This is a genomic window from Streptomyces sp. NBC_00057, assembly GCF_045041165.1.
Classification (GTDB): Bacteria; Actinomycetota; Actinomycetes; order Streptomycetales; family Streptomycetaceae; genus Streptomyces.
Genome location: NZ_CP108256.1, coordinates 5,405,406 through 5,418,022 on the forward strand (window position 1 = coordinate 5,405,406; position 12,617 = coordinate 5,418,022).

At 69.7% G+C, this 12,617-nt stretch carries 10 protein-coding genes and 1 tRNA gene; 8 read left to right on the top strand and 3 right to left on the bottom strand.

Annotation, left to right across the window (positions count from 1 at the left end; genetic code table 11):
• Positions 1-132: 132 nt before the first annotated feature.
• Both OG953_RS25490 and OG953_RS25495 read right to left on the bottom strand, forming a co-directional pair.
• Positions 133-1,419, bottom strand: a complete 1,287-nt coding sequence (locus tag OG953_RS25490) for an MFS transporter (protein ID WP_405687122.1) — start codon at positions 1,417-1,419, stop codon at positions 133-135.
• A 348-nt stretch (positions 1,420-1,767) separates the two neighbouring features.
• Positions 1,768-3,306: a potassium/proton antiporter gene (locus OG953_RS25495; RefSeq protein ID WP_405687123.1), complete on the bottom strand. Its 1,539-nt coding sequence runs from the start codon at positions 3,304-3,306 to the stop codon at positions 1,768-1,770.
• Positions 3,307-3,595: 289 nt separating this feature from the next.
• On the opposite strand from OG953_RS25495, the gene OG953_RS25500 reads away from it, so the two are divergent.
• Entirely contained in the window at positions 3,596-6,346 is a 2,751-nt protein-coding gene (locus tag OG953_RS25500) for a penicillin acylase family protein (protein ID WP_405687124.1), read from the top strand.
• On the opposite strand, the gene OG953_RS25505 is transcribed toward OG953_RS25500, so the two are convergent.
• A complete protein-coding gene (locus OG953_RS25505; RefSeq protein WP_405687125.1) occupies positions 6,336-6,935 on the bottom strand; it encodes a 5-formyltetrahydrofolate cyclo-ligase in 600 nt (199 codons plus the stop codon). The two genes, OG953_RS25500 and OG953_RS25505, sit on opposite strands and share 11 nt — an antisense overlap.
• A 93-nt stretch (positions 6,936-7,028) precedes the next feature.
• Between OG953_RS25505 and galU the strand changes: the two genes are divergently transcribed.
• The 7 genes from galU (at position 7,029) to OG953_RS25540 (ending at position 12,553) form a co-directional block, all read left to right on the top strand.
• Positions 7,029-7,931 (top strand): UTP--glucose-1-phosphate uridylyltransferase GalU, encoded by a 903-nt coding sequence (gene galU, locus OG953_RS25510; RefSeq protein WP_405687126.1) that lies wholly within the window; start codon positions 7,029-7,031, stop codon positions 7,929-7,931.
• Between the two features lie 4 nt (positions 7,932-7,935).
• The gene (glp, locus tag OG953_RS25515; protein ID WP_405687127.1) at positions 7,936-9,246 is read left to right on the top strand and encodes a gephyrin-like molybdotransferase Glp; all 1,311 of its coding nucleotides are present in this window, start codon (positions 7,936-7,938) and stop codon (positions 9,244-9,246) included.
• 123 nt (positions 9,247-9,369) lie between these two features.
• Positions 9,370-9,870, top strand: coding sequence for a cyclic pyranopterin monophosphate synthase MoaC (gene moaC / locus OG953_RS25520; protein ID WP_405687129.1), 501 nt, complete (start codon positions 9,370-9,372; stop codon positions 9,868-9,870).
• The gene (locus OG953_RS25525; RefSeq protein ID WP_405687131.1) at positions 9,867-10,475 is read left to right on the top strand and encodes a molybdenum cofactor biosynthesis protein B; all 609 of its coding nucleotides are present in this window, start codon (positions 9,867-9,869) and stop codon (positions 10,473-10,475) included. The genes moaC and OG953_RS25525 overlap by 4 nt, the downstream gene beginning before the upstream one ends.
• Before the next feature lie 17 nt (positions 10,476-10,492).
• Positions 10,493-11,104 carry a GNAT family N-acetyltransferase gene (locus OG953_RS25530; RefSeq protein WP_405687133.1) on the top strand — a complete coding sequence of 204 codons (612 nt, stop codon included), beginning with the start codon at positions 10,493-10,495 and terminating at the stop codon, positions 11,102-11,104.
• A gap of 159 nt (positions 11,105-11,263) precedes the next feature.
• The gene (gene glpR / locus OG953_RS25535; RefSeq protein WP_405687134.1) at positions 11,264-12,382 is read left to right on the top strand and encodes a gephyrin-like molybdotransferase receptor GlpR; all 1,119 of its coding nucleotides are present in this window, start codon (positions 11,264-11,266) and stop codon (positions 12,380-12,382) included.
• A 97-nt stretch (positions 12,383-12,479) separates the two neighbouring features.
• Positions 12,480-12,553 (top strand) — tRNA-Ala (locus tag OG953_RS25540).
• Positions 12,554-12,617 lie beyond the last annotated feature (64 nt).

Sequence of the window (12,617 nt, forward strand, 5' to 3'; positions counted from 1 at the left end):
ACCTGCCCGGAGGGCAGCGGTCAGGGCTTGGCCGTCATGAGGGCCGCCGGCCTGAGTGAAAAGCTGCCACATTATGTGGCGGAGGAGTCACAGTGACGTATTCCGCTGATGCTGATGCGAGCGCATGAATCGTCACTCTCCGGCCGCGACAGGATCGCGGTGAACCGCGCCGCGTGCGGCCGTGATGGTCGCGCGGGCCGGTGTCAGTCTCGAGCGCAGTGCCACCAGGGTGACCAGCGCCAGCACAGTCCCCACCAGCGGCACCACAAAACCGGTGCTCGCGCCGTGGGCGTCGGCGAGCCGCCCGGCGACCGTCACCGCGGCCGCCTGGCCGAGGGCGACCGAGCTCGTCAGCCAGGTGAACGCCTCGGTCCGTGCGGACCCCGGCACCAGCGCCTCGACCAGCGTGTAGCCGCTGATCAAGGCCGGGGCGATGGAGAGTCCGACCAGCAGTCCGAGCCCGGCCAGCAGGGGCACGGAGTGCACGGCCCACAGTCCGGACGCGGTCAGGGTCAGGGCCGCGTATCCGACGATCAGACGCCGCCGCGGCCCGCTCTTCCAGGCGACGGCGCCGCAGGCGATCCCGGCCAGCATGTTGCCGGCCGCGAAGACCCCGTACAACAGACCGTTCGCCCCGGGCCGGCCGATCTCCTCGGCGAAGGCGGTCAGCGAGACCTGCATGCCGCCGAAGACTGCGCCGATGCCCAGGAAGGCCACCGCGAGCACCCGCACACCCGGTACGGACAGAGCGGACGCATGTTGCTGGGAGGTGCCGGACTCGGTGCTGCGCACCGTGGGCTGCGTGCGGCGCTGTGCGGCGAAGAGCAGTCCGCCGACCAGGGTCAGCCCGGCCTCCGTGATCAGGCCGGCCGCCGGGTGCACTCCCGTGCACAGTGCGGTGGTGAGCACCGGGCCGATGACGAAGGTGAACTCGTCCGTCACCGATTCGAAGGCGGCCGCGGTGGACATCAGCGGTGAGGCCTTGCGGCCCGGTGCCGCGCCCAGTACGGCCGCCCAGCGGGCCCGTACCATCGGCCCGATCTGCGGAACGGACGCACCGGTCGGCACGGCCGCCGCGAACAGGGCCCACAGGGGCGCGTCCGCCAGCGCCAGCGCCGTCAGCGCCGATACGGACGCCGCGTGCACCAGGACACCGGGCAGCAGCACGGCGCGCTGGCCGAAACGGTCGGCGAGCTTGCCGGTCTGCGGTGCGAACAGGGCCATGGAGACACCGGTCACGGCGGCGACGGAGCCCGCGCTGCCGTAAGAGCCGGTGGTGTGCTGAACCAGTAGCACGATGCCGATCGTCAGCATCGCGAAGGGCTGCCGTGCGGCGAAGCCCGGCAGGAGAAACGTCCACGCACCAGGGGTGCGCAGCAACTGCCCGTAACCGGGGCGGTCGGAGACCGTGGACGCCACGGTCCATGCCTTTCTGCCGCCTGGTGGCCGAGCTCCCGCAGATCCGGGCCGGCACAGGTGGTGCGGGCTCGTGCGGGTGCTGCCGAGAGCTGTCCTCTTCGCGCGGAACTGCGGTAGATGCCGGGCGCTCAGCAGAGGCGGAGGACGCCACGACCGCCATACGGTCGCGCCAGCTCTGCATCAGGCAGAGTTGGTCGTTCGGGTTGGTCGATCGGGTTGGCCGACCCCACTGTGGAGGCCGATCAGGTTTCCTTCATGATACAGGCGGACGTCTTTGCACACCTCTGATTGTGCGCAAGGACGTCCGCCCCCGCCTCGGATCGACAGTGCGCAGCCCCCGCGGCCCTCTCAGCGGTGCGCTTTCGGCCCGTCGGCCTTCCCCAGCTTCTTCACGGCCTTCAGCGCGTGCGCCACATCATGTGCCACATGGGGCCCGGCGAGGCCCTTGCCACCGCTGCCGCTCGTCCCCAGCCAGCCCGCGAGCTTGCCGCCTTCGCCGACCGCGCGCAGCCGTTCCTCCGCCGCGTCGCGTACCGGGTCGGTGGTGACCACCAGCAGTTCGTCGCCGCGCCGCAGTACGGTCGAAGGCGCCGGTACGAAGCTCTTCTGGTCCCGTACGACCAGGGTGACCGCGGCCCCGGCGGGCAGTCGCAGCTCCCCGACCTCCACGCCGTGCATCTTCGACTTCCCGGGGATCGCCACCGACAGCAGATGGCCGCGCAGCCGCTCCAGCGGCGCCGACTCGATGCCCAGGTCGGCGGCCTCGGCCGGATCGTCGGCGATCTTCAGGGCCTTCGCCATCCAGGGCAGGGTCGGCCCCTGGATGAGGGTGTACACGACGACGAGCACGAAGACGATGTTGAAGACCCGGGTGGAGCCCTCGATTCCGGACACCATCGGAATGGTCGCCAGGATGATGGGTACGGCGCCGCGCAGCCCCGCCCAGGACATGAACGCCTTCTCCTGCCAGGGCAGCCGGAACGGCGCCAGCGAGATGAAGACCTCCAGCGGACGCGCCACCACGGTCAGTACCAGTCCCACGATGACCGCGGGCCAGAAGTCGTCGTACAGATCGTGCGGGGTGACCAGGAGTCCGAGCAGCACGAACATGCCGATCTGGGCCAGCCAGCCGAGCCCGTCGGCGAAGCCGCGGGTGGCGGGCCAGTGCGGCAGTTTGGCGTTGCCGAGGATCATCGCGGCCAGATAGACGGCGAGGAAGCCACTGCCGTGGGCCAGGGCGCCTGCCGCGTACGCGGACACCGCGATCGCCATCACGGCGATCGGATACAGACCGGACGCGGGCAGTGCCACATGGCGCAGACCGAACGAGCCGAGCCAGCCGACGGCGAGACCGACGGCCGCACCGATCGCGAGTTCCAGGGCTATCTCGCCGACCAGTACGTACCAGCTCTCCACCGGTCCCCTGGTCGAGAAGGCCACCACGAGGATCACGACGGGCGCGTCGTTGAAGCCGGACTCGGCCTCCAGTACTCCGGTGACCCGGGCGGGCAGCGGCACCTTGCGCAGCACGGAGAAGACCGCGGCGGCGTCCGTCGACGAGACGACCGCGCCGATGATCAGCGACTGCCGCCAGTCCAGGCCGACCAGGTAGTGCGCCCCGGCCGCGGTGACGCCGACGCTCACCGCGACGCCGACGATCGAGAGCATCGCGGCAGCCGGCAGCGCGGGTTTGATCTCTTTCCACTTCGTGCCCAGGCCACCCTCGGCAAGGATCACGACAAGTGCGGCATAGCCGATCACCTGGGTCAGTTCCGCATTGTCGAACTTGACGTCGAAGATGCCGTCCTGCCCTATGGCGATCCCGATGCCGAGGTACAGGAGCAGGCTGGGGAGCCCGCTGCGGGACGAGATGCGTACCGCCGCCACGGCGACGAGCAGGACGAGTGAGCAGACGAGCAGGAGTTCGTTGAGCGTGTGGACAGTCAGTGGCCGTTCCTTCCCTGCGTACGCCTGCCGGATTCGACCCTCGGCATCGGCCGTTGACGGTCGGTACTTCGTTACCTTACCTAATCTTTAACGTTTTCTTGACGCGCTCGATCGTTCGTACGATCGCTGCGCAATGCGAACCATGCCGATGCCGCGTCAGAGCCGCCCAGGCGCTGCGCCTATGGTTGCTCCTGCACTCCCAGGACCACCTGCCCCTCGAAGGACAGCGATGCCCGCCAACACAACCGCCTCTTCCGGCACCACCGGTTCCGCCGGTGGGAAGACCGGCAGGAAGAAGGGGCGACGTGCCCGCCTGATCGTGATCGTTCTGGTGCTGGCGCTTGTCGCGGGTATCGGTTACGGCGCGTTCTGGTCCGTATCGACCGTGCGGGCCTCGTACCCGCAGACGACTGGTTCCATCAAGCTCGACGGCCTCGACGGCAACGTCGACGTCAAGCGCGACAGCTACGGAATCCCGCAGCTGTACGCGGACTCCGATGCCGACCTGTTCCGCGCCCAGGGCTTCGTGCAGGCGCAGGACCGCTTCTGGGAGATGGACGTCCGCCGTCATATGACGGCAGGTCGGCTCTCCGAGATGTTCGGCTCCGGACAGGTCGAGACGGACTCCTTCCTGCGCACGCTCGGCTGGCACGAGGTCGCGCAGGAGGAGTACGACAACGTCCTGTCCGCGGAGACCAAGAAGAACCTCCAGGCGTACGCGGACGGCGTGAACGCCTACCTCAAGGGGCGCGACGGCAAGGACATCTCCGTCGAGTACGCCGCCCTCGGCTTCACCAACGACTACAAGCCGACCGAGTGGACCCCGGTCGACTCGGTCGCCTGGCTCAAGGCCATGGCCTGGGACCTGCGCGGCAACATGCAGGAGGAGATCGACCGCTCGCTGATGAGCAGCAGGCTCGACGCGAAGCAGATCGAGGACCTCTACCCGCCCTATCCGTACGACAAGCACAAGCCGATCGTCAGCGGGGGCGCGATCTCCCCGGTCACCGGGATGTTCGACCCGGACGCGACACCGTCCGGCAACGTCGGCTCGGACACCGTGGTGGGCGCCACCGAGGGCCTGAACGCCCAGCTCTCCTCGCTCTCCGACACCCTCGACCAGATCCCGGCACTGCTCGGCCCGAACGGCAACGGCATCGGCTCCAACTCCTGGGTGGTCTCCGGCGACTACACGACGACCGGTAAGCCGCTGCTCGCCAACGACCCGCATCTGGCGCCGCAACTGCCCTCGCTCTGGTACCAGATGGGGCTGCACTGCCGCGAGATCACGAAGACCTGCCAGTACGACACCGCGGGCTACACCTTCGCCGGGATGCCCGGCGTGATAATCGGTCACAACCAGGACATCGCCTGGGGCTTCACCAACCTCGGCGCGGACGTCACCGACCTCTTCCTGGAGAAGGTCTCCGGCGACGGTTACCTGTACGACGGCAAGGTCAAGCCCTTCACCGTCCGCGAGGAGACCATCAAGGTCGCGGGCGGCAAGAGTCGGCACATCACCGTCCGCGAGACCAACAACGGTCCGCTGGTCTCCGACCGCAGCAGCGAAATGGAGAAGGTCGGCCAGAAGGCCCCCGTCGGCAACTCGGCCCCGGACCGGGCCGACGGTTACGCGGTCGCCCTGAAGTGGACCGCTCTGGAACCCGGCAAGTCCATGGACGCGGTCTTCGAGCTCAACCGGGCCAAGGACTTCAAGACCTTCCGGGCGGCGGCCGAGCACTTCGAGGTTCCCTCGCAGAACCTCATCTACGCCGACACCGAGAATCACATCGGCTACCAGGCACCCGGGAAGATCCCGGTCCGCCTCCAGGGCGACGGCACGATGCCCAGCCCCGGCTGGTCCTCGGCGTACGGCTGGAAGAAGGACCCCGTCCCGTTCGACGAGCTGCCCTACGAGTACGACCCGAAGCGCGGCTACATCGTCACCGCCAACCAGGCCGTCATCGACGAGGAGAAGTACCCCCACCTGCTCACCAAGGACTGGGGCTACGGCACCCGCAGCCAGCGGATCAGCGACCTCATCGAGTCGAAGATCAAGGGCGGCGGGAAGATCTCGACCGAAGACATGCAGAAGATGCAGATGGACAACACCAGCGAGATCGCCGCGCTGCTGGTGCCCGAGCTGATGAAGATCAATGTCTCGGACAAGAACGTCCGCGAGGCACAGAAGCTCCTGGAGGGCTGGGACTACACCCAGGAGCCCGACTCGGCCGCGGCCGCGTACTTCAACGCGGTCTGGCGCAACATCCTCAAGCTGGCTTTCGGCGACAAGCTGCCCAAGGAACTGCGGGTCAAGGGCGAGTGCCTCAACGTGCCCCGGGCCGACACCTCCGGCCCGGTCGACGAGCAGCACAAGCTGGTGCGCGAGTGCGGCCGGCGCGACGCGGACACGGCGCAGCCGGACGGCGGTGACCGCTGGTACCAGGTGGTCGCCAACCTGATGGACGACGAGAACAGCGACTGGTGGAAGTCACCGGCGAGCGGCCGGGACGAGGCGACCGACAACCGGGACGAACTCTTCGCCCGTGCCATGGAGGACGCCCGCTGGGAGCTGACCGCCAAGCTCGGCAAGGACATCTCCACCTGGAGCTGGGGCCGACTGCACCAGCTGACCCTGAAGAACCAGACCCTGGGCACCGAGGGCCCCGGTCTGCTCCAGTGGGCCCTCAACCGCGGCCCGTGGAACCTCGGCGGCGGCGAGGCCGCGGTGAACGCCACCGGCTGGAACGCGGCGGGCGGCTACGAGGTCGTCTGGGTTCCGTCGATGCGGATGGTCGTCAACGTGGGGGACTGGGACAAGTCCCGCTGGATCAACCTCACCGGCGCCTCCGGGCACGCGTTCAGCGCGCACTACACCGATCAGACCGACAAATGGGTCAACGGTGAACTGCTCGACTGGTCCTTCGGGACGAACGCCGTCGCCAAGTCGACGACCGACACCCTGACCCTCAAACCGTAGGGCCCATCCGGCGGGTCACGGCCGGTGTCACCACCACGTCGACGGGGTGGTCGTGCGGTTCCTCAGGGACCTGCGCGACCACCTCGTTGTCGTACAGGAGGACGACCAGCGCCGGATGCGCCCCCGCCGAGGCGAGCCGGGCCAGCACCCGGTCGTAACTGCCGCCGCCCCGACCGAGCCGCATGCCGCGCGCGTCCACCGCGAGGCCCGGCAGCAGGACCGCGTCGGCGTCCAGGACAGCGTCGGGACCGAGGCGCTCCCCGTCCGGCTCCAGCAGCCCGCGGCCGGTCCGGACCAGACGACCGGCTCCTTCGTACGGCGCCCAGTCCAGATCGTTGTCCGCGAGGAGCACCGGCAGCAGCACCCGTACGCCCCGCTCACGCAGCGCGTCCAGCAGAGTGCGGGTGCCCGGCTCGCTCCCCACGGAGACGTACGCGGCGACGGTTCGGGCCCCGGACAACTCCGGAAGGCTCAATGCGCCCCGGGACAGAACCAACGCGGCGTTTTCCACGTCCTCCCGAGACAGGAGGCGTCGCGCGGCCAGCAGTTCACCTCTGAGAAGCGCCTTTTGGGACATATTGCTATTCATTGGGCACCTTGAATCTCTTGTATGCGCATATAGGCGTACAAAGTTAACCGGAGCCTCATCTTCCGCCCATACGCACCGGTTATGGTTCTGCGCATGACTCAGTCGCACACCAGGATCAGCAAGGCTGTCATCCCGGCCGCAGGCCTCGGTACCCGCTTCCTGCCGGCCACCAAAGCCACTCCCAAGGAGATGCTGCCTGTCGTCGACAAGCCTGCGATCCAGTACGTCGTCGAGGAAGCGGTGGCCGCCGGTCTTTCCGACGTCCTGATGATCACCGGCCGCAACAAGCGTCCCCTTGAGGACCACTTCGACCGCAATTACGAACTGGAGTCCGCGCTCACCCGCAAGGGAGATGCCGAACGGCTCCAGAAGGTCCAGGAGTCGAGCGACCTGGCCACCATGCACTACGTCCGGCAGGGCGACCCGCGCGGCCTCGGCCACGCCGTGCTGTGCGCCGCACCGCACGTCGGCGACCAGCCGTTCGCGGTCCTCCTCGGCGACGACCTGATCGACCCGCGCGACCCGCTGCTGGCCCGCATGGTCGAGATCCAGGAGCGCGAGGGCGGCAGTGTCATCGCGCTGATGGAGGTCGCACCGGAGCAGATCCACATGTATGGCTGCGCGGCCGTCGAGCCCACCGGCCAGGGCGATGTGGTGCGCGTCACCGGTCTGGTCGAGAAGCCCGACGCGGCCGAGGCGCCCAGCAACCTCGCCGTCATCGGCCGCTATGTCCTGGACCCGGCCGTCTTCGACATACTGCGTAAGACCGAGCCGGGCCGCGGCGGCGAGATCCAGCTCACCGACGCCCTTCAACTCCTCGCCGAGGACGAGAAGATCGGCGGCCCCGTGCACGGCGTCGTCTTCAAGGGGCGCCGCTATGACACCGGTGACCGGGGCGATTATCTCCGTGCCATTGTCAGACTCGCGTGCGAACGTGAAGACCTGGGCCCGGACTTCCGGACCTGGCTCCGCAGTTACGTCACCGAGGAGATGTAGCACTTTGAGCAGCACGATCTGGTCGGTGGACGAGCACCTGGAAGACATCCTCGGCGCAGTGCGACCGCTCGAACCCATCGAGCTGCAACTGCACGACGCACAGGGCTGCGTCCTCGTCGAGGACGTCATCGTGCAGATCGCCCTGCCGCCCTTCGACAACAGCTCGATGGACGGGTACGCGGTCCGTGTGGCCGATGTCGAGGGCGCCGACGAGGAGTTCCCCGCGGTGCTCACCGTCATCGGTGACGTCGCGGCGGGCAGCGACGGGCTGCCCGACGGCCGCAGCGTCGGCCCGGGCGAGGCCGCCCGCATCATGACCGGCGCCCCGTTGCCGGCCGGCGCCGAGGCCGTGATCCCGGTCGAGTGGACCGACGGCGGCACGGGCGGCGGCGCCGCCGACACCATGCGCGCCCATCGCGACGCCCCCGAGGGCGCGGGCGGCGAGGTCCGCGTGCACCGTCCCGTCGAGGCCCGCGCCCATGTCAGGGCCCGCGGCAGCGACGTGAAGCCGGGCGATCTGGCCCTGTGCGCCGGATCGGTGATCGGTCCGGCGCAGATCGGGCTGCTCGCCGCGATCGGCCGTTCGACGGTGAAGGTACGGCCCCGGCCGCGCGTCGTCGTCATCTCGACCGGCAGCGAACTGGTGCAGCCCGGCGAGGAGCTGACCGGCGGCCGGATCTACGACTCGAACAGCTTCGCGCTCACGGCCGCCGCCCGGGACGCCGGAGCGATCGCCTACCGGGTCGGCGCCGTCACCGACGACGCCGACACGCTCCGCGCCACGATCGAGGACCAGCTGATCCGGGCCGACATCGTCGTCACCACCGGAGGCGTCAGTGTCGGCGCGTACGACGTCGTCAAGGAAGCCCTTTCGTCGGTGGGCGACGAGGACGAGCCCGGCAGCGGCATCGACTTCCGCAAGCTCGCCATGCAGCCCGGCAAGCCGCAGGGCTTCGGCTCGATCGGCCCCGAGCACACGCCGCTGCTGGCGCTCCCGGGCAACCCCGTTTCGTCGTACGTCTCCTTCGAGCTGTTCGTACGCCCCGCGATCCGCGCCCTGATGGGACTTCAGGACGTGAACCGCCCCACCGTCCGGGCCAGGTTGAACACCGACAAGGCACTCACCTCGCCGTCCGGCAAGCGCCAGTTCCTGCGCGGTACGTACGACGCGGAGGCCGGCACCGTCACCCCTGTCGGCGGCTCCGGATCGCATCTGATCGCCGCTCTCGCCCAGGCGGATGCGCTGATCGTGCTGCCCGAGGACGTCACCTCCGCCGAGCCCGGCACGGACACCGAGGTGATCCTGCTCCGCTGATCCCCGGGCGGTGGCGGTACGGTATCTGCCGCTGTGCCTTCCCGGGGACACCCCCGGGCCCCCGGCCCGCACCCCGGTGCGGGCCGAGCGGGCAACCGGCGCCCTACCGCGAGGCGGAGTTAGTTGAGTACGCAGAACAGGCTGACGCACATCGACGAGGCGGGCGCGGCCCGTATGGTCGATGTCTCGGAGAAGGACGTCACCGCGCGGGTGGCCCGCGCGAGCGGCCGGGTCCTCGTCTCGCCGCGCGTCGTCGAGCTGCTCCGCGGCGAAGGAGTCCCCAAGGGCGACGCCCTCGCCACCGCCCGCATCGCCGGGATCATGGGCGCCAAACGCACCCCCGACCTGATCCCGCTCTGCCACCCGCTCGCCGTCTCCGGCGTCGAGGTCGGCCTGAGCGTCGCCGACGACGCGGTGGAGATCACCGCCACGGTGAAGACCACCGACCGCACCGGCGTCGAGATGGAGGCCCTGACCGCCGTCTCGGTCGCCGCGCTCACCGTGATCGACATGATCAAGGCGGTCGACAAGGCGGCAGTCATCACGGACGTACGGGTCGAGTCGAAGTCGGGCGGCAAGTCCGGCGAGTACCGGCGCACCGCACCGGAGGGAGCGGACGCATGACGACACCCGACACGGTGGCCCCCGGCGGGCCGGACGAGAACGCGGCGTCCGGAACCGGGCAATCCGGTGATGACCGGTCGGCCGAGCCTCCGCTCGGTGGCGCGCTGACCACCCCGTACGCCGCTCTCGTCGTCACCGCATCCAACCGGGCCTCCGCCGGGGTCTACGCGGACAAGGGCGGCCCCCTGATCTCCGAGGCGCTCACGCAGCTCGGCTTCGCCGTCGACGGCCCCCGGGTCGTGCCCGACGGCGACCCGGTCGAACAGGCGCTGCGCGACGGGGTGGCCGCCGGGTACGACGTCATCGTCACGACCGGCGGTACGGGCATCTCGCCCACCGACCGCACCCCCGACGCCACCCGCCGCGTCCTCGACCACGAGATCCCCGGCATCCCCGAGGCGATCCGCGCCGAGGGCCGCGACAAGGTGCCCACCGCCGCGCTCTCGCGTGGCCTCGCGGGCGTCGCCGGCCGCACACTCATCGTGAACCTGCCGGGCTCCACCGGCGGGGTGCGCGACGGCCTCGCCGTCCTCGCACGTCTCCTGGTGCACGCCGTCGACCAGCTTCGCGGCGGCGATCACCCCCGACCCGGGAGCCCGAGCTGAACGTCCCGACCTGGCCGGTGGTCCTCAAGGACGGCGAGATCACCCTCCGCCCGGTAAAGATGCGCGACCAGCGCATGTGGCGCGAGGTCAACCGGCGCAACCGTGACTGGCTGCGCCCCTGGGAGGCGACCGTGCCGCCGCCCGCCCCGGGCGGCCCGGTGGCCCAGCGCCCCACCTACCGCCAGATGGTCCGTCATCTGCGCTCCGAGGCCGCCGCGGGCCGGATGCTGCCCTTCGCCATCGAGTACGAGGGCCGTCTGGTCGGTCAGCTGACGGTCGCCGGGATCACCTGGGGCTCGATGTGCTCGGGGCACATCGGCTACTGGGTCGACCAGGACGTGGCGGGCCGCGGTGTGATGCCGACCGCGGTCGCCCTCGCTGTCGATCACTGCTTCCACAGGGTCGGACTGCACCGCATCGAGGTGTGCATCCGGCCGGAGAACGGGCCCAGCAGAAGGGTTGTCGAGAAACTGGGAATCCGTGAGGAAGGTCTGCGTCCGCGCTATCTCCACATCGACGGCGCCTGGCGGGACCATCTGATCTACGCGCTCACCGTGGAGGAAGTACCCGACGGGCTGCTCCGGCGCTGGCACCAGGCACGACCCGGAACGCCACCAGAAATAAAATAAGTGTTCGATATTAATCCGGCACGTGACCGCAAATGAACGCGCAAACACCCACTGCCGATCTGAACAATCACAAAAAAAGTCCTTGATATCAGCCGGATCGTGCGACACACCGGGCCAATTGGCGGATGTCCCCGCGCAAACCCCTCTACGGTGTGAGACGTGAGCAGCAGCGGCCTCATCTATGCAGTCATCGTCGGGGCCTGGGCCGCCTACTTGGTGCCGATGTGGCTCCGCAGGCAGGACGAGCTCAATGAAGCCCGTCCGACGGAACGCTTCAGCACCGCCATCCGGCTGCTGTCCGGACGGGCGGCCATGGAGCGCCGGTATGCCAAGGAGCTGCGGGAGCGCACCACCGAGGAGGCGGGGCCCGACGCCGACCCGGACGTCGTCACGGACCGAATGGATTCCGTGGACGTCCGGGCCTTCGCCGCGCCTGAGGCGCATACCGAAGCCCGGGTGTACGACCCGGCGCGCACGCCCGAGCGCCCGGACCGGGAACGCCCCGAACCCGGTCCCGCGCGGCGCCCGCGCACCGGCGGGACGGACGCCGAGCGCGTCCGGCGTGCCCAGCGGCTCCAGGTCCTCGCGCGCCGTCGGCGTACCACCGTCGTCCTCTTCCTCGCCTTCACCCTCGGCGCAGTCGTCGCGGCGGTCGGTGGCCTCGGCTTCCTCTGGGCACCCGCGGTTCCGGCGGTGCTGCTGAGCACGTACATCGTGCATCTGCGCGCCCAGGAGCGACGCCGGTTCGCCTTCACCATGGACCGGCGCCGGGCCGAAGTGGCGGCGCAGCATCTGCGCGAGAGCCGCCCCCGCAGGCACCAGTCGGCCGCGGCGGCCCCCGCCGAGGCCGACGAGGAGCCTGAAGGGCGCCGCCCCGAGCCCGCGCCCGCACCGGCGGTCTCCCCACAGGAGGCCGGCCGCCGCGCCCTGGTCGAGCAGACGGACCACGCGGAATGGGTCGACCAGCAGCGCGAACGCGGCCGGGTCCAGGGCGACAGCTGGGAGCCGGTCCCGGTCCCCCTGCCGACGTACGTCACCGCGCCGGTCGCCCCGCGCGCCACGGGCGGCGTCGAGGTCGGCAACCCGGAGACCTGGAGCTCGGCCCGCTCCAGCACCGCCGAGCCCACCCAGACGGGTACCTCGCACCGCGTGGCACCCCCCGTCGACCCGGCGCCGCGCCAGCGCACCAACCAGTCCCGCCGCACCCGCGACCGCGGCCGGACCCCGCTCTTCGACCAGTACGAGGACGGGGAACGTCCCCGTGCCGCCAACGAGTGAGCCCCTTCGGGCCTCGCTGCGACACCGACTCGGCTGACCAGCACGGACCGGATTTCCGAGCACCCCCCCAGGGGTGCTAAAGTTTCACTCGTTGCAAGGGCCTGTGGCGCAGTCTGGTAGCGCACCTCGTTCGCATCGAGGGGGTCTGGGGTTCAAATCCCCACAGGTCCACCGCACGACTGTTCTTGAGTTAGCTCGGGAATGGTTGACGAGTTCCCGTCCGATCTGATTGATC